General features: G+C 38.1%; 22 protein-coding genes, 1 pseudogene and 1 other annotated feature. Of the genes and pseudogenes, 22 read left to right on the forward strand and 1 reads right to left on the reverse strand.

The genetic code is table 11. From position 1 onward, the window contains the following. Positions 1 to 56: 56 nt before the first annotated feature. The 16 genes and pseudogenes from M594_RS03665 to M594_RS03740 all read left to right on the forward strand — a co-directional run bounded on the left by M594_RS03665 (position 57) and on the right by M594_RS03740 (position 16218). Positions 57 to 1343 carry a homoserine dehydrogenase gene (locus M594_RS03665; RefSeq protein WP_173876003.1) on the forward strand — a complete coding sequence of 429 codons (1287 nt, stop codon included), beginning with the start codon at positions 57 to 59 and terminating at the stop codon, positions 1341 to 1343. Between the two features lies 1 nt (position 1344). Beyond that, positions 1345 to 2214 carry a homoserine kinase gene (gene thrB, locus M594_RS03670; protein WP_049516101.1) on the forward strand — a complete coding sequence of 290 codons (870 nt, stop codon included), beginning with the start codon at positions 1345 to 1347 and terminating at the stop codon, positions 2212 to 2214. Positions 2215 to 2428: 214 nt separating this feature from the next. Continuing rightward, on the forward strand, positions 2429 to 3367 hold the full coding sequence (gene msrB, locus M594_RS03675; protein ID WP_173876004.1) for a peptide-methionine (R)-S-oxide reductase MsrB: 939 nt from the start codon (positions 2429 to 2431) through the stop codon (positions 3365 to 3367). A 60-nt stretch (positions 3368 to 3427) separates the two neighbouring features. Continuing rightward, entirely contained in the window at positions 3428 to 5152 is a 1725-nt protein-coding gene (locus M594_RS03680) for an ABC transporter ATP-binding protein (protein ID WP_173876005.1), read from the forward strand. Position 5153: 1 nt separating this feature from the next. Next, positions 5154 to 6902, forward strand: a complete 1749-nt coding sequence (locus M594_RS03685) for an ABC transporter ATP-binding protein (RefSeq protein ID WP_173876006.1) — start codon at positions 5154 to 5156, stop codon at positions 6900 to 6902. 303 nt (positions 6903 to 7205) lie between these two features. After that, the gene (locus tag M594_RS03690; protein WP_173876007.1) at positions 7206 to 8465 is read left to right on the forward strand and encodes a TRZ/ATZ family protein; all 1260 of its coding nucleotides are present in this window, start codon (positions 7206 to 7208) and stop codon (positions 8463 to 8465) included. Between the two features lie 76 nt (positions 8466 to 8541). Continuing rightward, positions 8542 to 8677, forward strand: a sequence feature (ribosomal protein L10 leader region). 38 nt (positions 8678 to 8715) lie between these two features. After that, complete coding sequence (gene rplJ / locus M594_RS03695; RefSeq protein ID WP_001287277.1) at positions 8716 to 9216, forward strand: 50S ribosomal protein L10; 501 nt, start codon at positions 8716 to 8718, stop codon at positions 9214 to 9216. Between the two features lie 72 nt (positions 9217 to 9288). After that, entirely contained in the window at positions 9289 to 9657 is a 369-nt protein-coding gene (rplL, locus tag M594_RS03700; protein WP_001196965.1) for a 50S ribosomal protein L7/L12, read from the forward strand. Between the two features lie 202 nt (positions 9658 to 9859). Continuing rightward, positions 9860 to 10033, forward strand: coding sequence for a hypothetical protein (locus M594_RS03705; protein WP_173876008.1), 174 nt, complete (start codon positions 9860 to 9862; stop codon positions 10031 to 10033). Continuing rightward, a pseudogene (locus M594_RS03710) lies at positions 10030 to 10580 on the forward strand (replication initiator protein A); the annotation flags it as partial. The gene M594_RS03705 and the pseudogene M594_RS03710, both read left to right, overlap by 4 nt. Before the next feature lie 559 nt (positions 10581 to 11139). Continuing rightward, positions 11140 to 11823: a response regulator transcription factor gene (locus tag M594_RS03715; protein ID WP_173876009.1), complete on the forward strand. Its 684-nt coding sequence runs from the start codon at positions 11140 to 11142 to the stop codon at positions 11821 to 11823. Continuing rightward, positions 11816 to 13159, forward strand: a complete 1344-nt coding sequence (locus tag M594_RS03720; RefSeq protein WP_173876010.1) for a sensor histidine kinase — start codon at positions 11816 to 11818, stop codon at positions 13157 to 13159. The genes M594_RS03715 and M594_RS03720 overlap by 8 nt, the downstream gene beginning before the upstream one ends. A gap of 170 nt (positions 13160 to 13329) precedes the next feature. Further along, positions 13330 to 14016, forward strand: coding sequence for an ABC transporter ATP-binding protein (locus tag M594_RS03725; RefSeq protein ID WP_001025883.1), 687 nt, complete (start codon positions 13330 to 13332; stop codon positions 14014 to 14016). Then, a complete protein-coding gene (locus tag M594_RS03730; protein WP_000590350.1) occupies positions 14013 to 14753 on the forward strand; it encodes a hypothetical protein in 741 nt (246 codons plus the stop codon). The genes M594_RS03725 and M594_RS03730 overlap by 4 nt, the downstream gene beginning before the upstream one ends. Further along, positions 14731 to 15393: a hypothetical protein gene (locus tag M594_RS03735; protein WP_049502160.1), complete on the forward strand. Its 663-nt coding sequence runs from the start codon at positions 14731 to 14733 to the stop codon at positions 15391 to 15393. Before M594_RS03730 ends, M594_RS03735 begins: the two co-directional genes overlap by 23 nt. A 162-nt stretch (positions 15394 to 15555) precedes the next feature. Continuing rightward, positions 15556 to 16218, forward strand: a complete 663-nt coding sequence (locus M594_RS03740; protein ID WP_173876011.1) for a NisI/SpaI family lantibiotic immunity lipoprotein — start codon at positions 15556 to 15558, stop codon at positions 16216 to 16218. A gap of 202 nt (positions 16219 to 16420) precedes the next feature. Here M594_RS03740 and gdhA read toward each other — a convergent pair whose 3' ends face one another. Further along, a complete protein-coding gene (gene gdhA / locus M594_RS03745; RefSeq protein WP_000199543.1) occupies positions 16421 to 17767 on the reverse strand; it encodes an NADP-specific glutamate dehydrogenase in 1347 nt (448 codons plus the stop codon). Positions 17768 to 18014: 247 nt separating this feature from the next. Between gdhA and M594_RS03750 the strand changes: the two genes are divergently transcribed. The 6 genes from M594_RS03750 to M594_RS03775 all read left to right on the forward strand — a co-directional run bounded on the left by M594_RS03750 (position 18015) and on the right by M594_RS03775 (position 23149). Continuing rightward, positions 18015 to 18950 (forward strand): dihydroorotate oxidase, encoded by a 936-nt coding sequence (locus M594_RS03750; protein ID WP_173876012.1) that lies wholly within the window; start codon positions 18015 to 18017, stop codon positions 18948 to 18950. A 32-nt stretch (positions 18951 to 18982) separates the two neighbouring features. Beyond that, positions 18983 to 20020 carry a DNA polymerase III subunit delta gene (gene holA / locus M594_RS03755; protein ID WP_084862393.1) on the forward strand — a complete coding sequence of 346 codons (1038 nt, stop codon included), beginning with the start codon at positions 18983 to 18985 and terminating at the stop codon, positions 20018 to 20020. Positions 20021 to 20268: 248 nt separating this feature from the next. After that, positions 20269 to 20874, forward strand: coding sequence for a superoxide dismutase SodA (sodA, locus tag M594_RS03760; RefSeq protein ID WP_173876013.1), 606 nt, complete (start codon positions 20269 to 20271; stop codon positions 20872 to 20874). Positions 20875 to 21030: 156 nt separating this feature from the next. After that, positions 21031 to 21561: a YutD family protein gene (locus M594_RS03765; protein ID WP_084889475.1), complete on the forward strand. Its 531-nt coding sequence runs from the start codon at positions 21031 to 21033 to the stop codon at positions 21559 to 21561. 20 nt (positions 21562 to 21581) lie between these two features. Then, positions 21582 to 22667 (forward strand): 23S rRNA (adenine(2503)-C(2))-methyltransferase RlmN, encoded by a 1086-nt coding sequence (gene rlmN / locus M594_RS03770; RefSeq protein ID WP_000804760.1) that lies wholly within the window; start codon positions 21582 to 21584, stop codon positions 22665 to 22667. Next, positions 22667 to 23149, forward strand: a complete 483-nt coding sequence (locus M594_RS03775; RefSeq protein WP_173876014.1) for a VanZ family protein — start codon at positions 22667 to 22669, stop codon at positions 23147 to 23149. The genes rlmN and M594_RS03775 overlap by 1 nt, the downstream gene beginning before the upstream one ends.

Here is a 23149-nt window from a genome sequence, read left to right on the forward strand (position 1 = left end):
AATTTTCACAAAATTCTGTTATAATGGCTATATTAGAAAATTTCGAGGAGACAAACATGACAGTTAAAATTGCTTTACTAGGATTTGGTACCGTTGCAAGTGGTGTGCCTTTCCTCCTAAAGGAAAATGGAGAAAAAATCAAACAATCAGCACATTCAGAGATTGAAGTTGCTAAGGTATTGGTCAAGGATGAAGATGAAAAGAATCGCTTGCTTGCAGCAGGGAATGACTTTAACTTTGTAACCAATGTGGATGATATTTTGTCAGACCAAGACATTACGATCGTAGTGGAATTGATGGGGCGTATCGAGCCTGCTAAGACCTTTATCACTCGTGCCTTGGAAGCTGGGAAACACGTTGTTACTGCCAACAAGGACCTTTTGGCTGTCCATGGCGCAGAATTGCTAGAAATCGCTAAAGCCAACAAGGTAGCACTTTACTATGAAGCAGCAGTAGCTGGTGGGATTCCAATTCTTCGCACTCTAGCAAATTCATTGGCTTCTGATAAAATCACTCGCGTGCTTGGTGTGGTTAACGGAACTTCTAACTTCATGATGACCAAAATGGTGGAAGAAGGATGGTCTTACGATGATGCTCTTGCGGAAGCTCAAAGACTTGGTTTTGCAGAAAGTGACCCGACAAATGACGTAGATGGGATTGATGCAGCCTACAAGATGGTGATTTTGAGCCAATTTGCCTTTGGTATGAAGGTTGCCTTTGACGATGTAGCCCACAAGGGAATCCGCAACATCACACCAGAAGACGTAGCTGTAGCCCAAGATCTTGGCTATGTAGTGAAATTGGTTGGTTCTATCGAGGAAACTCCTTCAGGAATTGCTGCGGAAGTAACTCCAACCTTCCTACCTAAAGCGCACCCACTCGCTAGTGTGAATGGGGTGATGAACGCTGTCTTTGTAGAATCTATTGGTATCGGTGAGTCTATGTACTACGGACCAGGTGCTGGTCAAAAACCAACTGCAACAAGTGTTGTGGCGGATATTGTCCGTATTGTTCGTCGCTTGAATGATGGAACCATCGGTAAAGATTTCAACGAATATAGCCGTGACTTGGTCTTGGCAAATCCAGAAGATGTCAAAGCAAATTACTACTTCTCAATCTTGGCTCCAGACTCAAAAGGTCAAGTCTTGAAATTGGCTGAGATTTTCAACGCTCAAGATATTTCCTTCAAGCAAATCCTCCAAGATGGCAAAGAAGATGACAAGGCGCGTGTTGTGATTATTACACATAAGATCAATAAAGCCCAGCTTGAAAATGTTTCAGCTGAATTGATGAAGGTTTCAGAATTCGACCTCTTGAATACCTTCAAGGTGTTAGGAGAATAAGATGAAGATTATTGTACCTGCAACCAGTGCCAATATCGGGCCAGGTTTTGACTCGGTCGGTGTAGCTGTAACCAAGTATCTTCAAATAGAGGTCTGTGAAGAACGAGATGAGTGGCTGATTGAACACCAGATTGGCAAATGGATTCCACATGACGAGCGCAATCTCTTGCTCAAAATCGCTTTGCAAATTGTACCAGACCTGCAACCAAAACGTTTGAAAATGACCAGTGATGTTCCCTTGGCGCGTGGTTTGGGTTCTTCTAGCTCGGTTATCGTTGCTGGGATTGAACTAGCCAATCAATTGGGTAAGCTCAACTTGACAGACCATGAAAAATTGCAGTTAGCGACAAAGATTGAAGGGCATCCTGACAATGTGGCTCCAGCCATTTATGGTAATCTCGTTATTGCAAGTTCCGTTGAAGGGCAAGTTTCTGCTATCGTAGCAGACTTCCCAGAGTGTGATTTCCTAGCCTACATTCCAAACTATGAATTGCGTACTCGAGACAGCCGTGGCGTCTTGCCTAAGAAATTGTCTTACAAGGAAGCTGTTGCGGCTAGTTCTATCGCCAATGTGGCGGTTGCAGCCTTGTTGGCAGGAGACATGGTGACCGCTGGGCAAGCAATCGAGGGCGACCTCTTCCACGAGCGCTATCGTCAGGACTTGGTGAGAGAATTTGCAACGATTAAGCAAGTAGCCAAAGAAAATGGTGCCTATGCAACCTACCTTTCTGGTGCTGGGCCGACAGTTATGGTTTTGGCTTCTCATGACAAGATGCCAACGATTAAGGCGGAATTGGAAAAGCAACCTTTCAAAGGAAAACTTCATGACTTGAAAGTTGATACCCAAGGTGTCCGTGTCGAAGCAAAATAAAGAATAGAAGATAGGATGGGGAAACTCTTGATCAGAGGGCTTCCTATCCTTTTTTTGAAAAGAAGTTTATACTCAATGAAAATCAAAGAGCAAACTAGGAAGCTAGCCGCAGGCTGCTCAAAACACTGTTTTGAGGCTGCAGATGGAAGCTGACGTGGTTTGAATTTAATTTTCGAAGAGTATTAGTTAAAAACTTGATAAAGGAGAAATAAAGATGGCAGAAATTTATCTAGCAGGTGGTTGTTTTTGGGGTCTAGAGGAATATTTTTCACGAATTTCTGGAGTGCTAACAACCAGTGTTGGCTACGCTAATGGTCAATTCGAAACGACCAATTACCAGTTGCTCAAGGAAACAGACCATGCAGAAACGGTTCAAGTGATTTACGATGAGAAGGCAGTGTCACTCAGAGAGATTTTACTTTATTATTTCCGTGTCATCGACCCTTTATCCATCAATCAACAAGGGAATGACCGTGGTCGCCAATATCGAACTGGGATTTATTACCAGGACGAAGTAGACTTGCCAACTGTCTACACTGTGGTGCAGGAGCAGGAGCGCATGCTGGGTCGAAAGATTGCAGTGGAAGTGGAGAAACTACGTCATTACATTCTGGCTGAAGACTACCACCAAGACTATCTTAAGAAAAATCCTTCAGGTTACTGTCATATCGATGTGACCGATGCTGATAAGCCATTGATTGATGCAGCAAGCTATGAAAAACCTAGTCAAGAGGTGTTAAAGGGCAGTTTATCTGAAGAATCCTATCGTGTTACCCAAGAAGCTGCCACAGAGGCTCCATTTACCAATGCCTATGATCAAACCTTTGAAGAGGGAATTTATGTAGATATTACGACAGGTGAGCCACTCTTTTTTGCCAAGGATAAGTTTGCCTCAGGTTGTGGTTGGCCAAGTTTTAGCCGTCCGATTTCCAAGGAATTGATTCATTATTACAAGGATCTCAGTCATGGAATGGAGCGAATTGAGGTTCGTTCTCGGTCGGGGAATGCTCACTTGGGTCATGTTTTCACAGATGGACCGCGTGAGTTTGGTGGCCTCCGTTACTGTATCAATTCCGCTTCCTTGCGCTTTGTGGCCAAGGATGAGATGGAAGAAGCAGGATATGGCTATCTACTGCCTTACTTAAACAAATAAAACAGAGAGGGTGGGTGCTTCCCACTTTCTTCATTTCCAGAATACGAATAGAAGGGATTTATGAAACACCTATTATCTTACTTCAAACCCTATATCAAGGAATCGATTTTAGCTCCCTTATTCAAGCTGTTAGAAGCTATTTTTGAGCTCTTGGTTCCCATGGTGATTGCTGGGATTGTTGACCAATCCTTGCCCCAAAGAAATCAAGGTCATCTATGGATGCAGATTGGCCTGCTCCTTATCTTTGCAGTAATTGGTGTTGTAGTGGCCTTAATAGCCCAATTCTACTCAGCCAAGGCTGCGGTGGGTTTTGCCAAGGAATTGACAAACGACCTCTATCGACATATTCTTTCCTTGCCTAAGGACAGCAGAGACCGTTTGACAACTTCTAGCTTGGTCACTCGCTTGACTTCGGACACTTACCAGATTCAGACTGGGATCAATCAATTCCTGCGTCTCTTTTTGCGAGCGCCTATTATCGTTTTTGGTGCCATTTTTATGGCTTATCGCATCTCAGCTGAGCTGACTTTCTGGTTCTTGGTCATGGTTGTCATTTTGACCATTGTTATTGTAGGGCTCTCTAGACTGATTAATCCTCTCTACAGTGTTCTCAGAAAGAAAACGGACCAACTGGTTCAAGAAACGCGCCAGCAATTACAAGGTATGCGGGTTATTCGTGCTTTTGGACAAGAAAAACGAGAGTTACAGATTTTTCAGACCCTTAACCAAGTTTATGCCAGATTGCAAGAAAAAACAGGTTTCTGGTCTAGCTTATTAACACCTCTGACCTATCTGATTGTTAATGGAACTCTCCTCGTTATTATCTGGCAGGGATATATTTCAATTCAAGGAGGATTGCTCAGTCAAGGTGCTCTCATTGCCCTTATCAACTATCTCCTACAGATTTTGGTGGAATTGGTCAAGCTAGCTATGCTGATAAATTCTCTCAATCAGTCCTATATCTCTGCCAAGCGAATCGAGGAAGTTTTTGCTGAGGCTCCAGAAGATATCCACTCAGAGTTAGAACAAAAGCAAGCTACCAGTGATCAGGTTTTACAAGTCCAAGAATTGACCTTTACCTATCCTGATGCGGCCCAGCCTTCTTTGAGAGACATTTCCTTTGATATGCAGCAAGGGCAAATCCTTGGTATTATTGGGGGAACAGGTTCTGGTAAATCAAGCTTAGTACAACTCATCCTTGGACTTTATCCAGCAGATAAGGGGAGCATAGATCTTTATCGAGACGGATCTAGTCCTCGTAATCTTGAGCAGTGGCGGTCTTGGATTGCTTATGTGCCCCAAAAAGTCGAACTCTTTAAAGGAACCATTCGTTCCAACTTGACTCTAGGTTTAGATCAAGAAGTAACTGATCAAGAACTCTGGCAGGCCTTGGAAATTGCGCAAGCAAAGGATTTTGTCAGTGAAAAGGAAGGGTTCTTGGATGCCCTAGTTGAGGCAGGAGGGAGAAATTTCTCAGGAGGACAAAAACAAAGACTGTCGATCGCTCGAGCAGTCTTGCGCCAAGCTCCATTTCTCATCCTAGATGATGCGACCTCGGCCCTTGACACCATTACCGAGTCTAAACTCTTGAAAGCTATCCGAAAGAACTTACCAAATACAAGCTTAATCTTGATTTCTCAACGAACCTCGACTTTACAGATGGCAGACCAGATTCTCCTCTTGGAAAAAGGTGGGCTCCTAGCTATCGGCAATCACGAGGACTTGATGAAATCCAGTCAAGTCTATCGTGAAATCAATGCATCCCAACATGGAAAGGAGGACTAGCATGAGACGACAAACTGCAAACCAGACGCTCAAACGTTTGGCAAAAGATTTAGCAAGTCATCCGTTCCTTCTTTTTCTAGCCTTTCTAGGAACTATTGCCCAAGTTGGCTTATCAATTTATTTACCTATCCTGATTGGGCAGGTTATAGATCAAGTCCTAGTGGCTGGATCTTCACCAGTTTTTTGGCAAATTTTTCTCCAGATGCTCTTGGTAGTCATAGGAAATACTCTGGTACAATGGGCCAATCCTCTTCTTTATAATCGTCTAATCTTCTCTTATACCAGAGACTTGCGAGAGCGAATCATCCATAAGCTCCATCGGCTACCGATTGCCTTTGTGGATCGGCAAGGCGGTGGCGAGATGGTCAGTCGTGTAACCACGGACATAGAACAGTTGGCAGCTGGTTTGACCATGATTTTTAACCAATTTTTCATTGGTGTTTTGATGATTTTGGTAAGTATTCTAGCCATGCTTCAAATTCACCTCCTCATGACCCTCTTAGTCTTGCTGTTGACGCCACTGTCTATGGTGATTTCACGCTTTATTGCTAAACGCTCCTATCATCTCTTTCAGAAGCAAACAGAGACGAGAGGCATTCAGACTCAGTTGATTGAAGAATCGCTTAGCCAGCAGACGATTATCCAGTCCTTCAATGCTCAGGAAGAGTTTATGAAAAGATTGCATGAGGCGAATGCCAACTACGCAGGCTATTCTCAGTCTGCCATCTTTTATTCTTCAACGGTTAATCCTTCGACTCGCTTTGTCAATGCACTCATTTATGCGCTTTTAGCTGGAGTAGGAGCTTATCGTATCATGATGGGGTCCACCTTGACCATTGGGCGTTTAGTGACTTTTTTGAATTATGTCCAACAGTACACCAAGCCCTTTAACGATATTTCTTCAGTTCTAGCTGAGTTACAAAGTGCGTTAGCTTGTGCAGAGCGCATCTATGCTATCTTAGAAAGTCCTGAAGTGGCTGAAACAGGCAAGGAAGTTTTGACCAGTGACCAGGTTAAGGGGGCTATTTCCTTTAAGCATGTTTCTTTTGGCTACCATCCTGAAAAGATTTTGATTAAGGATTTGTCTATCGATATCCCAGCTGGTAGCAAGGTAGCTATCGTTGGTCCGACAGGTGCTGGAAAATCAACTCTTATCAATCTCCTCATGCGTTTTTACCCTATTAACTCAGGAGATATCTTGTTAGATGGGCAATCTATTTATGATTATACCCGAGCGTCATTGAGACAGCAGTTTGGGATGGTGCTCCAAGAGACCTGGCTCAAGCAAGGGACCATTCATGACAATATTGCCTTTGGGAATCCTGATGCCAGTCGGGAGCAGGTGATTGCTGCTGCAAAGGCAGCCAATGCAGACTTTTTCATCCAACAGTTGCCGCAGGGATACGATACCAAGTTGGAAAATGCAGGAGAATCTCTCTCTGTCGGTCAGGCTCAACTTTTGACCATTGCGCGTGTCTTTCTGGCTATTCCAAAGATTCTTATCTTAGACGAGGCGACTTCTTCTATCGATACACGGACAGAAGTATTGGTTCAGGATGCCTTTGCCAAGCTCATGAAGGGACGTACAAGTTTTATCATCGCCCACCGCTTGTCAACCATTCAGGATGCGGATTTGATTCTTGTCTTGGTGGATGGCGACATTGTTGAGTATGGGAACCATCATGCCCTTATGGCTAAGAAGGGCAAGTATTACCAAATGCAGCAAGCTACAGCTTTTAGCTCTGAATAAGCCATTCTAATTTCGAACTCTTATAGATAAAAAAGTTGCCTTCGGGTGACTTTTTTGTTACAATAGCTAGAAAAATTGTTCACTGTAATACTCAATGAAAATCAAAGAGCAAACTAGGAAGTTAGCCGCAGGTTGCTCAAAGCACTGCTTTGAGGTTGTAGATAAGGTTGACGAAGTCAGCTCAAAACACTGTTTTGAGGTTGTAGATAAGACTGACGAAGTCAGTAACCATATATCTACGGCAAGATGAATCTGAAGTGGTTTGAAGAGAGTATAAATTGTCTTTTAGAAAAGGAGCCTAGAATGAAAGTCTATCAGCATGTAAATATCGTGACTTGTGATCAAGATTTCCATGTTTATCTGAATGGAATCTTAGCAGTTAAGGATTCTCAAATCGTCTATGTTGGTCAAGAGAAGTCAGAGATTTTAGAGCAAGCTGAGCAGATTATAGACTATCAGGGAGCCTGGATTATGCCTGGTTTGGTTAATTGCCACACACATTCTGCTATGACAGGATTGAGAGGAATCCGAGATGATAGCAATCTCCATGAATGGCTCAATGATTATATCTGGCCTGCAGAAGCAGGATTTACTCCCGACATGACAACAAGAGCGGTTAAAGAAGCTATGATAGAAATGCTCCAGTCGGTAACAACAACCTTCAACGATATGTATAATCCCAATGGTGTGGATATTGAGCGGATTTATCAGGCAGTGAAAACTTCCAAGATGCGTTGTTATTTCTCACCGACTCTTTTTTCTTCGGAGACAGAGACAACTGCTGAAACTATAAGCAGAACTCGAGCAATCATTGAGGAAATTATTGGATATAAAAATCCAAATTTCAAGGTGATGGTAGCCCCACATTCTCCCTACAGCTGTGATAGAGACTTGCTGGAAACGAGCTTAGATATGGCGAAAGAGCTTGCTATTCCAATCCATATCCATGTGGCGGAGACCAAGGAGGAATCAGGCATTATCCTGAAACGCTACGGCAAACGCCCCTTAGCCTTTCTAGAAGAACTGGGGTATTTAGATCATCCGTCTGTCTTTGCTCACGGGGTCGAATTAAACGAGAGAGAAATTGAACGCTTGGCAACTTCTCAAGTGTCTATTGCCCACAATCCTATCAGTAACCTCAAATTGGAATCAGGGATTGCTCCTATCATTCAACTGCAAAAAGCAGGAGTGGCAGTAGGAATTGCGACAGATTCGGTTGCTTCCAATAACAATCTAGATATGTTTGAGGAAGGGCGGACCGCAACTCTCCTACAGAAAATGAAGAGTGGGGATGCCAGCCATTTTCCAATCGAAACAGCCCTCAAAGCTCTAACGATAGAAGGTGCTAAGGTTCTTGGAATGGACGAACAGATAGGAAGTCTGGAAGTTGGCAAGCAGGCAGATTTTCTCGTTATTCAACCACAAGGGAAAATTCATCTCCAACCTCAGGAAAATATGCTTTCTCATCTCGTCTATGCTGTTAAATCCAGTGATGTTGATGATGTTTATATCGCTGGAGAACAGGTTGTTAAGCAAGGTCAAGTCCTGACAGTAGAACTTTAGAAGAAAAATCACGAAAAAATTTTAAAAAAAGTTTGCAAAAATCTTGCATTCTTTTTTTGACTATGCTATACTTATATACGGTTTGAAAAAACTGCCTAAGACAGTAGGGGAGCTCGACTCATAAGTATCCTACCGAGGACAAAACGTATCATGTAAAAAGAAGCGTATTGTACTTTCGTGTCTAGGTTTGGGCGCGTTTTTCTTTTGGAAAAATTCCCCAAGCAAAATAATAACGGAGGTGAACACACTAATGAGTGAAGCAATTATTGCTAAAAAAGCGGAACTAGTTGACGTAGTAGCTGAAAAAATGAAAGCTGCTGCATCTATCGTCGTTGTGGATGCTCGTGGTTTGACAGTTGAGCAAGATACAGTTCTTCGTCGTGAGCTTCGTGGAAGCGAAGTTGAGTATAAAGTTATTAAAAACTCAATCTTGCGTCGTGCAGCTGAAAAAGCTGGTCTTGAAGATCTTGCATCTGTATTTGTTGGACCATCTGCAGTAGCATTTTCTAACGAAGATGTTATCGCACCAGCGAAAATCTTGAACGACTTTTCTAAAAACGCTGAAGCACTTGAAATCAAAGGTGGTGCAATCGAAGGCGCTGTCGCATCTAAAGAAGAGATTCTTGCTCTTGCAACTCTTCCAAACCGCGAAGGACTTCTTTCTATGCTCCTTTCTGTACTTCAAGCGCCAGTGCGCAACGTTGCTCTTGCAGTCAAAGCGGTTGCAGACAACAAAGAAGACGCAGCTTAATCTTAAGCTACGCAGCGTAGCCTAGCTACAAAAATCTATTATAAATTTAAAACATATTTGGAGGAAATAACAATGGCATTGAACATTGAAAACATTATTGCTGAAATTAAAGAAGCTTCAATCCTTGAATTGAACGACCTTGTAAAAGCTATCGAAGAAGAATTTGGTGTAACTGCAGCTGCTCCTGTAGCTGTTGCTGCAGCTGGTGCTGCTGACGCTGGTGCTGCTAAAGATTCATTCGACGTTGAATTGACATCTGCAGGCGACAAAAAAGTTGGCGTTATCAAAGTTGTACGTGAAATCACTGGTCTTGGTCTTAAAGAAGCTAAAGAACTTGTTGACGGTGCACCAGCACTTGTTAAAGAAGGCGTTGCAACTGCAGAAGCTGAAGAAATCAAAGCTAAATTGGAAGAAGCTGGAGCTTCAGTTACTCTTAAATAAGAGGTATATACCAATTAGAATTCGGAATACTATAGTATCAGCCTTTTAGAATCGTGAACACATTTTAGAAACTGATAAATAAATTTAGTTTCCTACCAAAAACCCTACCAAAATTTAATTTGGCAGGGTTTTTCTTTTTAATAAAATTATTTTGGAGAACAGTTGAATATTGTTCTCCTTTTTTTTATTTTCAGGAGGAAAAATGACAAAAGAATTACAATCATCACGCTATATTGTCATTTCATTTTTAATACGTGAAATGGGAATTGACATTATTGAGGCCATATCTCTTATGGCTGAATTAGAAAAAAGTGGCTTGGTTCGCTTGGAATCAAGTGGAGATTTAATACTCAAAGAACTTGGAGGAGTGCTATGAAACGAATTACCGCAAATCAATACCAAACTTCAGAACGGTATTACAAATTACCTAAAATTCTTTTTGAGGATGAGAATTATATGGATATGAAACTAGAAGTAAAGGTGGCTTATTCTATTTTAAAAGATCGTTTAGAATTATCTCTCAGTCGTGGTTGGATAGATGAAGAAGGAGCAGTCTATTTAGTATTTTCTAATTCTAAACTGATGAAGCTATTAGGTTGTTCGAAGTCAAAATTACTGTCCATCAAAAAAATTCTTAAAGAATATGACTTAATTGATGAAGTCCAACAGTCTTCAAGTGAGAAAGGAAGACTAGCTAATAAGATTTACTTAGGGGAATTATCTTCTACCCCAGTAGCTAATTCAAACAGGCCTAGTGTTAAAAAAGATTAGGGCAGGTCAAAAATGAAACGGCCCCCGTCTCACATTCAGCCCCTAGTGAGACTGAAGTTAGTGAGACTAAATATAGTGAGATTGAATTTTTATTTATTGAGGATGAGAGGAACTCTCAACCTATCTTGAAAAGAAAAGTAGAAAAGGTTACATTTCTTTATCATTTTTAACCTTGCTTTACTTGTCTTAGCATGCTGAACAGGATATAAGTGGAAGAGGGGATAGAAAATAATCTGAACCAGTTCAAAACTTATTCTATTTTTTAGGACATTAAAAATTTTAGAAATTGATTCTTTCTTAAATTTGAATTTCACTAGTAGTGTAAAGATGATTTTTTCTTTGAATAAAATCTGAATTTTCTCTGATACAATCTCAAATGTCAAGGTTCAATAATTGTTGCTTCAGTAGGTGATGATGGTCTAGATTAAAATAATCAAGAAGCATTGAAACATTACGTTGGAGAACTTAAGGGGGAGGATTATTCACATATAGATGGGAAAGTTATGGTTATTTCTGCTGGATAAGAAATGATATTGATGGCACTCAAATTATATTATTAAATATTACGAATTTTGTTCAAGATAGTGTAAAATAGATTTATACTAGTTTCTAAAAATTTAATTTACATTACAAATTGATGTATTGAGACTATTCTTTGTCAGAAATACGGAGCTTTGCAGGTAGTTCTCTAAAATTTTTTGAGGTGATAGAATGTATAAGATATTAGTTGTAGATGACGATTTTGAAATTTTGAAATTGATGCGAACTATTTTAGAGATGAAAAACTATCAGGTAACGACGTATCAAGAAGTGACCGTACCAATCAATATTAGTAATTTCAAAGGATTCGATTTGATTTTATTAGATGTAATGATGCCTAATATAGATGGTATGCAAATTTGTAAGCAGATTAGAAATAAAGTAAGCTCCCCTATTATTTTTGTTAGTGCAAAAGATACCGAAGAAGATATAGTATCAGGATTGAATTTAGGAGGAGATGACTATATTACAAAACCTTTCAGCATCAATCAATTAATTGCTAAAGTTGCTGCAAATCTCAAACGAGAAGAACGATACAAACAAGGTGAATTAAGTAATCAAATTGTTCGAGAATTATCTCCAATAACGATTTATTTACAAGAAAAAATTGTTTGTATTAATGGAGATAGTCTTGCCTTTACAAGTAGGGAATATGATATCATAGAGCTATTATCTAGCAATCCAAGAAAAATTTTTACTGTACAAGATATATATGAAAACGTTTATGATGATGATGCTGAAACCCTCTTTCGTTCAATATCTGAGTATATCTATCAAATAAGATTAAAATTCTCATCCTATGGAATTAATCCTATAAAAACAGTTAGAGGTATGGGATACAAGTGGCATGATTAAGAAGAATACTACAATTAGAGGACGTATAATAAGGACTGTTTTAGAACTAGTAACAGGTACGTTACTGAGTATACTTTTATTTTTTATATTTACTTATTTACTTGTTTTTACAAGACAATTAAATGTATACGACTCTAAAATTGAAATTTCAGTGAGTGATACCAGCAATTTAAGTGATGTAGTTCAAGCAATGAATAACTCTATATTTGACTATGTTGTATTTAATCGCAAGACAGGTACAATTGAAGAGGGTAATTATCAAAAAAAGGATTTGCCTGCCTATCGAGAAGTTTTTGCTAAAAATGAATCTGTAAGTAATAGTGAGGTGTATTATGGGTATTATGCTAATTCAGAGATTGTACTTACTGTCAGGCAACCCATGATACCTGAGTTTGTTAATCCGAATTTGCGTCACATTTCATTTAATCTATTTTCTTATTTATTTTTCTTCGTTTTCGAAACGATTTTACTCATTTGGTCACTTACAAGATTAATAAAAGAATTTTCAAAAAATTTTCTACTTATACAAAAAAAAGCTTTAAACATGGGGCAGTTAACATTTAAAGAAAAAAACATTCCCGCTCAAATACAAGAGTTCGATGAAATTCTCTCTGTATTATATCAAAAGGACGACGAGTTAACTAATTTACTCAAATCAGAGAGAAGGGAGAAGGAAGATTTATCTTTTCAAGTTGGTGCATTAGCTCATGATGTAAAAACTCCTTTAACAGTACTAAAGGGAAATTTAGAGTTGCTTGAATTAACTAACCTGACTGATCAACAGAAGGAATATACTCAGTCAATGAATAACAGTATAGTGATTTTTGAAAGATACTTTAGTTCAATGATTGATTATTCAAGATTACTAATTGAAGATAAAGATTATGGGGAACAGATATATTTACCTGATTTTTTAAGTGATCTGTCAGTAGAGGCGAAATCTGTAATGAATAATGCAAAGGTTGATTTCAAAATTATTAATACTACAAAATTAATATTTTTTAAGGGAAATCGCTTTAATTTAAATCGGGCATTAATTAACATTTTAGCAAATGCAGCAAGATATAGTTCTGGAGAAAAAAAAGTTACGCTTACTATCATTGAGGAAACAGAGTATATTAATTTTGTAGTGTGGAATAATGGTCTGCCTTTTACTGAACAGTCCTTATTAAATGCAGATAAGTTATTTTATACTGAGAATAAAGGTAGGAATAATAAGCACTATGGTTTAGGGTTAGCATTTGCTAAACAAGTTGCAACTAGACATTTAGGAGAATTGTTTTTATCAAATCCAGATAGAGGTGGCGCTCAAGTGACGTTGCTTATTAAAAAATAATTCTGTAAGGATATATTAGATAGCTTCCATATAATAGTTATGTATAAAAATAGATGGTTTTCTAAATTGAGGACTGTCTATTTTTTTAATTTTGTAAAATTGGAAATTCTGAACAAATTTTGAAAAATAAAGTATAACATACAAGTATAAAACAAGGAGGAATTATAGTTATGAATATACAAGTTCAAAAACTTAGAAAATCATATAAGGATAGAGAAGTACTGAAAAATATTTCTTTTGAAATAAAAGAGGGGAGTATTTGTGGATTATTAGGTATTAATGGTGCAGGAAAATCAACAATTATGAAGATTATTTTTGGTCTTGAAAATGCTGATAGTGGTACGGTTATTTTTAATGGGAAAAAAAATGCGGGTATATATGAGATTGGAGCGCTTATTGAAACTCCAGCTATCTACATGAACTTATCTGCTTATGATAACTTAAAAACAAGAGCATTGTTATATGACATTTCTGACGAACGAATTAATGAAGTATTAAACTTGATTGGGCTATCTAATACGGGAAAGAAAAAAGCAGGGAGCTTTTCTTTAGGTATGAAACAACGTTTGGGATTAGGTATGGCAATAATTACTAGTCCAGATTTGCTCATTTTAGATGAACCTACCAATGGATTGGATCCAGATGGTATAAAGGAATTGTTGAATTTAATGATTTCTTTAAAGAAATCAGGAATGACAATTCTTTTATCTAGCCATCAACTGTATGAAGTTAGTAAAGTGGCAGATAAAGTTGTTATTTTACATGATGGTCAAATTTTTTACGATGGTTCGAATGTTCAAAGTGATGATTTAGAATCTTTATTTATAAGAATTGTTCATGGAGGTGACGCAATATGATAAAAATATTTAAATCAGAATGGTTAAAACAGCGAAAAAATACATCCAAAAAATTCTTGATAATAGCTCCTGGATTGTCGATTTTAATAGCTGTATTACTTGTTGGACCGAGTATTCTAGAAAGTTTTTCAATATATTGGTGGGAAGCCGTCTTTTTGTACACGCTTATTGGATTGTTATTTTTATATGATTATAAAGCAGAAGAAGCTGCAGGAAACTTCCAGAATATATACTTTCGAAATGATAGCATAAAAATATATATCGTAAAGATACTTTTAAAATTAAAAGATTTACTCATTTCGAACGTATGGTTTTTAGCTATATTATTATTTACAAGTAATTTTTTGTATGGCGACTTAATATCATTGAATATAATTGGTGACTTAATTTGTTTAGTACTTATTTCGATAACATCCATATGGGTATTGCCACTCTTGTATCTATTTTCGAAACGGATCAACCCCTATATCTTAGTATCTATTAACTCCTTGATTTGTTTTTTGGTTGCACCTTTTATCGCTCAAAGTAGCTTTTGGTTCTTCTTTCCTTTTACATATCATTATAAAATTGCTTATAGTCTTATGTATATAAAACCGTCAGGAGATTTAGATTTAACAAATCATGTAACAGACGTTAAAATGGTAGTATTTACCGTATTTCTATCATTGATTCTATTTATTGTTTCTTTGTTAATGTTAAATTGGAGGTTAAGTAATGATCCAATTGCTAAAAAGTGAAATGATTAAATTTAAAGGTTCGTATCAACTATACATTATTTTGATTTTGTCTACTATACAACTATTGACAATTCCAATTTACATATTATCTGTAAATAACACAATTGTATTGGAAAATATTATCTTTTTACCCATGTTAGGCTATTGTATGATAACTACGATAATCACTTTATTAGTATCTGAACAAGAAATCAATGCTAATAATTATCAGAATATTAAAGGCTCGAGAAATACAGCCAGTATATGGGGAGCGAAAATTTTTGTGTTAGATTTACTATTATCTTTACTTACTATTCCTTTATGGGTAGTTGTAGGTATAGAGTTAGAACACTTTTCATATTATTTTTACGTAGGAATAGTTAGTTGGTTATTACTAATATTGCTAAATCATTTCCACATGCTATTGACATTGTTTATTGCGAAAGGTGGCAATTTACTTATTGCTGTTGTAGAAAGTTTATTTATATTATTTGCAACAAATAAAGTTTTTCTTAATATTTTTTGGATTCCAGTAATTTTACCAGTTAATATAATTTTAGAAAATAATTTTAGAAGCACAACTAATTTATTAGCTTTAACTTTTTATGTTGTATTATTGTTTGTTGCTAATTTAGTAGTTGTAAGCAGAAAAGGTGTTTAATTATATATTCTGATGGAAATGAAGAAAGTGTTTAATTTTTCGATGGAAGTTTGGGAGTTGTTTTGACTTTACTTTATAACCAAAATAAATCTGTAAAGACATATTGGAGAGAGGCGTTATTGATTTTTGATAATTTAACTATAGAAAATTAGGAGGAGAACTATGAAATTCAAAAAGATCTATCTTTCCGTAATTTTTTTCTTAAGTTTACTTGGATTGACTGGATGTACATATGAGAAGTATGATGTTAAATTTCTCGACTCAAGTTATAATCGATTTGATTATAAAGGAGAGCATTATGGTGTAACTAATCAATTAATTTCATATGAAGATATTGAAAGTAAAGTAAGCAATCATGATGATACTTATGAAATATCTTACGATGATTCCAATAATGAAATAAAGAATGATTTGTTGGAGATTGGTGACTTATATCAGACCAAAAATAGAGAATTTGCCATAAAAATTGATAGTACTTTCTATAAATGTAGACTAGTTGATAATATTTCTAAAGAAGAACTACTAAAAGTTTCTGACTTATTTAATGTTCATTTAGTAGGAGGATTTGCTATCAATGAGCAAGAAGCCAGAGAGTTGAAGATAGGGGAACAATCATTTACAATTACTGAAGAAATTATTCCTAAAGAAGAGCTTAGTGCTACAGTTGCTAACTTAGATAATCAAGTGAAGTCAGTCACTAGATTATCAGGGGAGCACGAAAGTTGGAAATATGGAGAAATTTGTTCTTTAAAAAATCAGTCTATCCATGAGAAAGTAGCAGTTAAATTGAATGGAGAATATCATTTGGCTTTCTTAAGAAGTTAAACTGGGCAAAAAGTCTTTAAAAGAAAAAACGCCAAATAATAGAGCGACTACATTAGTAGCTTAAAGACATGATTAAACCGCTATTCTTAGGAGTAGTGGTTTTTCTTTTTGTTTAAAAAGGGGGCGAGTAAGTAATTTTCTAACTGTTTAACTCAACCAAAAAATCCTCAATCGGAGCGATTGAGGATTGAGCAAATAACTCTTAAACAATACCTTGGGCAATCATAGCGTTTGCTACATTTTCAAAGGCAGCAATGTTAGCTCCTGCAAGGTAGTCTTTATCAAGACCATATGTTTCTGAAGTTGTTTTAGCTGTGTTGAAGATGTTTGTCATGATGTCTTTGAGACGTCCATCAACTTCTTCACGAGTCCATGAGAGGCGAAGGCTATTTTGGCTCATTTCAAGGGCTGAAACGGCTACACCACCAGCGTTGGCAGCTTTGGCAGGTCCGTAGAAGATACCATTTTCTTTGTAGACTTTGATGGCATCAAGGTCGCTTGGCATGTTGGCACCTTCAGATACACAGATCACGCCTTGAGCAACCAAACGTTTAGCTGCTTCACCGTTGATTTCGTTTTGAGTCGCACATGGAAGCGCGATGTCATAGTTTCCAGCGTAAGTCCATACAGAACCTTCATGATAAGTAGCAGTTGCTTTTTCAGCTGCATACTCAGTCAAACGAGCGCGACGTTTTTCTTTAACGTCAACCAAAAGATCGAAGTCGATACCATTTTCATCGATGACATAACCATTTGAATCAGATACAGAGATAACAGTTGCACCAAGTTCAGTCGCTTTTTGAAGAGCGTATTGAGCAACGTTACCAGAACCTGAAATAACAACTTTCTTACCAGCAAAACTATTACCGTTAGCTTTAAGCATTTCTTCAGTGTAGTAAACCAAACCGTAACCAGTTGCTTCTGGACGAATCAAACTACCACCAAATCCAAGAGGTTTACCAGTCAAGACACCAGCATCAAATTGGTTAAGGCGTTTGTATTGACCGTAAAGGTAACCAATTTCACGTCCACCAACACCGATATCACCAGCAGGTACGTCAAGTGATGGGCCGATGTATTTTTGCAATTCAGTCATGAAGCTTTGGCAGAAGCGCATCACTTCAGCATCTGTTTTACCTTTAGGATCGAAGTCTGATCCACCTTTACCTCCACCGATAGGAAGTCCAGTCAAGACGTTTTTAAAGATTTGTTCAAATCCGAGGAATTTCAAAATCCCTTGGTTTACAGTTGGGTGGAAACGAAGTCCGCCTTTGTATGGTCCAACAGCTGAGTTGAACTGAACACGGTAGCCGCGGTTTACTTGAACTTTTCCATCACGGTCAACCCAAGGAACACGGAAAGAAATCACGCGCTCTGGTTCAGTAATACGTGCCAAGATATTTTCTTCGATATACTCAGGGTGTTTTTCAAATACAGGTTCTAAAGTGTTGAAAAATTCTTCAACAGCTTGGAGGAACTCAGCCTCGTGCCCGTTACGAGCTTTTACAGTTTCAAACACGCTTTGGATATATTCTTTAGCAGATGTCATATCGTTCTCCTTTTGTTGTCATATTTTATTACGTGAGTCATTATAGCAGAATTTTTTTTAACTGTAAAGAGAAAAAACAAAAATTTTCTAAAAATTCTTTCAATTTGATTTTTGGGATTGTTTTAAATTGGAATTTTTTATAATAGATAAAAATACGAACGTTTTTCTTATAAATGACTTTCTTAAAAAGAAAAGCTGAAAATATGGTATAATATTAGCAATAAAAGGAATCTGGAGGATCAGAATCATGGTATCAACGAAAACGCAAATTGCTGGTTTTGAGTTTGATAATTGTTTGATGAATGCAGCAGGTGTGGCTTGTATGACGATAGAGGAGTTAGAGGGCGTTAAAAACTCAGCGGCAGGAACCTTTGTCACGAAGACAGCGACCTTGGACTTTCGTCAGGGAAATCCTGAGCCACGCTATCAAGATGTTCCCCTTGGTTCTATCAACTCTATGGGATTACCGAATAATGGCTTAGATTATTATTTGGACTATCTTTTGGATCTGCAGGAAAAAGAGCCGAACCGGACTTTCTTCTTATCTCTAGTTGGCATGTCTCCAGAGGAAACCCATACTATCTTGAAAAAAGTCCAAGAGAGTGAGTTTCGTGGTCTGACTGAGCTAAATCTTTCCTGTCCAAATGTTCCAGGGAAACCTCAGATTGCCTATGATTTTGAGACAACTGATCGAATTTTATCAGAAGTATTTGCCTACTTTACCAAACCTCTTGGAATTAAGCTCCCACCTTATTTTGATATTGTTCACTTTGACCAAGCGGCAGCTATTTTCAACAAGTACCCGCTCAAGTTTGTCAACTGTGTTAACTCTATCGGAAACGGCCTTTATATAGAAGATGAGTCCGTCGTTATTCGTCCTAAAAATGGTTTTGGGGGGATTGGTGGAGAGTATATCAAACCGACTGCTTTAGCTAATGTTCATGCCTTTTATCAACGCTTAAACCCTCAAATTCAAATTATTGGTACAGGTGGCGTTTTGACTGGTCGTGATGCCTTTGAACATATCCTCTGTGGAGCAAGTATGGTGCAGGTGGGAACCACCCTTCACAAAGAAGGAGTTGGTGCTTTTGATCGTATTACTAATGAACTGAAAGCAATCATGGAGGAAAAAGGGTACGAAAGCCTAGAAGATTTCCGTGGGAAATTGCACTATATTGATTAAATGAACTAAAAAGTTAGAAGAAAGGAGAGAAGATGCTAGCCATTGAAGAAAGTCAGAAGTTGACTTTATCAAATTTACCGAGCCTGAGCCTTTTTACAGGGACAGATCAGGGTCAGTTTGAAGTTATGAAGAGTCAAGTATTGAAACAGATTGGTTATGATTCTGCTGACCTTAACTTTGCCTACTTTGATATGAAAGAAGTAGCTTACAAGGATGTGGAACTGGAGTTGGTCAGCCTTCCTTTCTTTGCAGATGAGAAAATCGTGATATTAGATTATTTTGTCGATATCACAACTGCTAAAAAGCGCTTTTTGACAGATGATGAGCTCAAGTCGTTTGAAGAATACCTTGACAATCCTTCGCCAACAACCAAGTTGTTGATATTTGCGGAAGGAAAGCTGGATAGCAAAAGACGGTTGGTTAAATTACTTAAGCGTGATGCCAAGGTTTTTGATGCAGTAGAAGCTAAAGAACAAGAACTGCGCCAGTATTTTCAAAAGTGGAGTCAGGAACAAGGCCTGCAGTTTGCCAATAATTCTTTTGAAAATCTCCTTATCAAGTCGGGTTTTCAATTTAGTGAAATCCATAAAAATCTCCTTTTTTTACAGTCCTATAAGGAAGACTCTGTTATCGAGGAAGAGGATATTGTTAACGCAATTCCCAAGACCTTACAGGACAATATTTTTGATTTAACTCAGTTTATTCTGACTAAAAAGATGGATCAGGCGCGAGATTTGGTTAGAGACTTGACCTTGCAAGGTGAAGATGAAATCAAATTGATTGCAGTCATGCTAGGACAATTTCGGACTTTTACTCAGGTGAAAATTTTGGCGGAGTCTGGACAAACAGAATCGCAGATTGCAAGTAGTTTAGGCAGTTTTCTGGGACGAAATCCCAATCCCTATCAAATAAAGTTTGCGCTGAGGGATTCGCGAGGACTTTCCTTGAGCTTTTTGAAGCAAGCTATTTCTTATTTAATTGAGACAGACTATCAGATTAAAACAGGTCTTTATGAAAAAGGTTTCCTTTTTGAAAAGGCACTCATACAGATTGCTAGTCAGGTAAATTGATACTCTTCGAAAATCAAATTCAAACCACGTCAACGTCGCCTTGCCGTACTCAAGTACAGCCTGCGGCTAGTTTCCTAGTTTGCTCTTTGATTTTCATTGAGTATGATATTATTTTGGAAACTACAACCCGCGTCAGGACTATCTTGTCGTGGGTTTCTTAGTGATTTCTTCATCTATAAGCAAAAAACTTGAAAAAAGTGAATGTTTGCGTTATCATTTTCATATAGAAAGAAAAAGAGGTATTACAGATGGCTATTATCTTACCAGATCTTCCATATGCATACGACGCTTTGGAACCATACATCGATGCGGAAACAATGCACTTGCACCATGACAAACACCATCAAACTTATGTCAACAATGCTAATGCAGCTCTTGAAAAACACCCTGAAATCGGTGAAGATCTTGAAGCCTTGCTTGCTGATGTAGAATCTATTCCAGCTGATATCCGTCAAGCACTTATCAACAACGGTGGTGGACACTTGAACCACGCTCTTTTCTGGGAATTGATGACTCCTGAAAAAACAGCTCCATCAGCAGAACTTGCAGTAGCAATCGATGCAACATTTGGTTCATTTGAAGAATTCCAAGCAGCCTTCACTGCAGCAGCAACAACTCGTTTTGGTTCTGGCTGGGCATGGTTGGTTGTCAACAAAGAAGGGAAACTTGAAGTGACTTCAACAGCAAACCAAGACACACCAATCTCAGAAGGCAAAAAACCAATCTTGGGCTTGGACGTTTGGGAACATGCTTACTACGTGAAATACCGCAACGTGCGTCCTGACTACATCAAAGCTTTCTTCTCAGTGATCAACTGGAACAAAGTAGATGAATTGTACACAGCTGCTAAATAATGATAGTTGGAGGGAAGAATTGTTCTTCTCTTTTTAAGGTTATATTATTTTGGTCTGACAAAATCGTCAGACTTTTTTCATTTTTATGAGAAACGTGCTAACTGCTAGAAATTATGGTAGAATAAAGTATTAAGTAATCGTGAAAAAAGGATATCTATGCGAAAAGAAATTGCACCTGAATTATACAACTATAACAAGTTTCCTGGTCCTGAGTTTCATTTACATGGGGACAAGGTCGAAACGGAAGGGATAGCTTTTTCCTTGGTGGAAAATATCAAGGATGCCTTTGATGTGACGGCTTTTAATCAGCGTTTTTCAGAAGTCTTAACCAAGTTTGATTATATCGTGGGAGATTGGAGCAACGAACAGCTTCGCCTACGAGGTTTTTACAAGGATGACCGAACAGAAGAAAAACTTGAAAAAATCAGTCGTTTACAAGACTACCTTTTAGAGTATTGTAGTTATGGTTGTGCTTATTTTGTCTTAGAAAATGAAGCCCCTAAGCGAGCATCGTTTGACAAGAAAATGCGTAAGAAGGAAGAAGAAACACCTTCTAAAAAAGGAAAGAAACCGGCTCAAACCAAACGAAAACCGAATGCAGATAAGAAAAATAGACGTCGTCAGAAAGACCAGCATTCTCAGAAAGAGGACAAGGGACAACGTCATTTTGTCATTCGTCAGAAGTGAGTAGAGAATAAGGAGAAGAAATGAAACCGTCAATTTATAGTTTAACACGTCAAACCATGCAGGAATGGGTTTTGGAGCAGGGAGAAAAGAAATTCCGTGCAGATCAAATCTGGGAATGGCTTTACCGTAAACGTGTCCAGTCATTTGAAGAGATGACCAATCTTTCCAAGGATTTGATTGCTAAGCTTAATGACCAGTTCGTGGTCAATCCCTTGAAACAACGTATCGTTCAAGAGTCTGCTGATGGGACAGTTAAATATCTTTTTGAATTGCCTGATGGTATGTTGATTGAGACAGTACTCATGCGTCAACACTATGGTTTGTCAGTCTGTGTGACCACTCAGGTTGGCTGTAATATCGGTTGTACCTTCTGCGCTTCTGGTTTGATTAAGAAACAACGTGACCTCAATAATGGGGAAATCGTAGCGCAAATCATGCTGGTTCAGAAATACTTTGATGAGCGTGGTCAGGACGAACGCGTCAGCCATATCGTTGTCATGGGTATCGGTGAGCCCTTTGATAACTACAACAATGTCTTGAATTTCGTCCGTACTATCAATGATGACAAGGGAATGGCAATCGGTGCTCGTCACATCACTGTTTCTACCTCAGGTTTGGCCCATAAAATTCGTGACTTTGCTAATGAAGGCGTCCAGGTCAATCTGGCTGTTTCCCTTCACGCACCCAATAATGAATTGCGCTCAAGCATCATGAAGATTAACCGTGCCTTTCCGATTGAAAAACTCTTTGCTGCTATTGAGTACTACATCGAAACAACAAATCGTCGTGTGACCTTTGAGTATATCATGCTCAATGAAGTCAATGATGGTGTAGAACAAGCCTTGGAATTGGCTGAATTGCTCAAGAATATCAAGAAATTGTCTTATGTAAACTTGATTCCTTATAACCCAGTTAGTGAGCATGACCAATATAGCCGTAGTCCTAAAGAGCGCGTCCTGGCCTTCTATGATACGCTTAAGAAAAAAGGGGTTAACTGTGTTGTTCGTCAAGAGCATGGTACTGATATTGATGCAGCTTGTGGACAATTGCGCTCTAATACAATGAAACGTGACCGCCAGAAAGCAGTTGCAGCAGTCAATCCTTAATGATGAAGAAGACTTATAATCATATTTTGGTCTGGGGAGTCATTTTCTATAGTATTTGTATCGTTTACTTTTGCTTTACTCCTCAAGAACATTCTCCCGTGGGGGTGGAAACTCCAGGTATTCAGCATCTTGGACGCCTGGTTTTTCTTTTGACTCCTTTCAATTCTTTCTGGAAACTGGGCGAAGTGAGTGACATAGGACAATTATGTTGGCTTTTTCTACAAAATATCCTCAATGTCTTCTTGCTTTTTCCTCTGATTTTCCAACTCCTTTATCTCCTTCCAAACTTGCGGAAAACAAAAAAGGTCCTTCTTTTTAGTTTTCTAGTGAGTCTTGGAATCGAGTGTACGCAGTTAGTCTTGGACTTTTTCTTTGATTTTAATCGCGTCTTTGAAATTGATGATTTGTGGACCAATACCTTGGGTGGCTATCTAGCTTGGCTCCTCTATAAACGATTATATAAAAACAAGATAAGGAATTAA

This window comes from Streptococcus mitis (assembly GCF_013305725.1).
GTDB classification, from domain to species: Bacteria; Bacillota; Bacilli; order Lactobacillales; family Streptococcaceae; genus Streptococcus; species Streptococcus mitis_BO.

Excerpts from the sequence above, each read along its gene's own strand:
- sodA (WP_173876013.1), top strand. The coding sequence starts at position 20,269 with ATGGCTATTATCTTACCAGATCTTCCATATGCATACGACGCTTTGGAA.
- thrB (WP_049516101.1), top strand. The coding sequence starts at position 1,345 with ATGAAGATTATTGTACCTGCAACCAGTGCCAATATCGGGCCAGGTTTT.
- M594_RS03680 (WP_173876005.1), top strand. The coding sequence starts at position 3,428 with ATGAAACACCTATTATCTTACTTCAAACCCTATATCAAGGAATCGATT.
- M594_RS03685 (WP_173876006.1), top strand. The coding sequence starts at position 5,154 with ATGAGACGACAAACTGCAAACCAGACGCTCAAACGTTTGGCAAAAGAT.
- rplJ (WP_001287277.1), top strand. The coding sequence starts at position 8,716 with ATGAGTGAAGCAATTATTGCTAAAAAAGCGGAACTAGTTGACGTAGTA.
- M594_RS03750 (WP_173876012.1), top strand. The coding sequence starts at position 18,015 with ATGGTATCAACGAAAACGCAAATTGCTGGTTTTGAGTTTGATAATTGT.
- rlmN (WP_000804760.1), top strand. The coding sequence starts at position 21,582 with ATGAAACCGTCAATTTATAGTTTAACACGTCAAACCATGCAGGAATGG.
- M594_RS03765 (WP_084889475.1), top strand. The coding sequence starts at position 21,031 with ATGCGAAAAGAAATTGCACCTGAATTATACAACTATAACAAGTTTCCT.
- M594_RS03775 (WP_173876014.1), top strand. The coding sequence starts at position 22,667 with ATGATGAAGAAGACTTATAATCATATTTTGGTCTGGGGAGTCATTTTC.
- M594_RS03715 (WP_173876009.1), top strand. The coding sequence starts at position 11,140 with ATGTATAAGATATTAGTTGTAGATGACGATTTTGAAATTTTGAAATTG.
- holA (WP_084862393.1), top strand. The coding sequence starts at position 18,983 with ATGCTAGCCATTGAAGAAAGTCAGAAGTTGACTTTATCAAATTTACCG.
- M594_RS03730 (WP_000590350.1), top strand. The coding sequence starts at position 14,013 with ATGATAAAAATATTTAAATCAGAATGGTTAAAACAGCGAAAAAATACA.
- M594_RS03690 (WP_173876007.1), top strand. The coding sequence starts at position 7,206 with ATGAAAGTCTATCAGCATGTAAATATCGTGACTTGTGATCAAGATTTC.
- M594_RS03725 (WP_001025883.1), top strand. The coding sequence starts at position 13,330 with ATGAATATACAAGTTCAAAAACTTAGAAAATCATATAAGGATAGAGAA.
- M594_RS03735 (WP_049502160.1), top strand. The coding sequence starts at position 14,731 with ATGATCCAATTGCTAAAAAGTGAAATGATTAAATTTAAAGGTTCGTAT.
- M594_RS03705 (WP_173876008.1), top strand. The coding sequence starts at position 9,860 with ATGACAAAAGAATTACAATCATCACGCTATATTGTCATTTCATTTTTA.
- M594_RS03720 (WP_173876010.1), top strand. The coding sequence starts at position 11,816 with ATGATTAAGAAGAATACTACAATTAGAGGACGTATAATAAGGACTGTT.
- rplL (WP_001196965.1), top strand. The coding sequence starts at position 9,289 with ATGGCATTGAACATTGAAAACATTATTGCTGAAATTAAAGAAGCTTCA.
- gdhA (WP_000199543.1), bottom strand. The coding sequence starts at position 17,767 with ATGACATCTGCTAAAGAATATATCCAAAGCGTGTTTGAAACTGTAAAA.
- msrB (WP_173876004.1), top strand. The coding sequence starts at position 2,429 with ATGGCAGAAATTTATCTAGCAGGTGGTTGTTTTTGGGGTCTAGAGGAA.
- M594_RS03665 (WP_173876003.1), top strand. The coding sequence starts at position 57 with ATGACAGTTAAAATTGCTTTACTAGGATTTGGTACCGTTGCAAGTGGT.
- M594_RS03740 (WP_173876011.1), top strand. The coding sequence starts at position 15,556 with ATGAAATTCAAAAAGATCTATCTTTCCGTAATTTTTTTCTTAAGTTTA.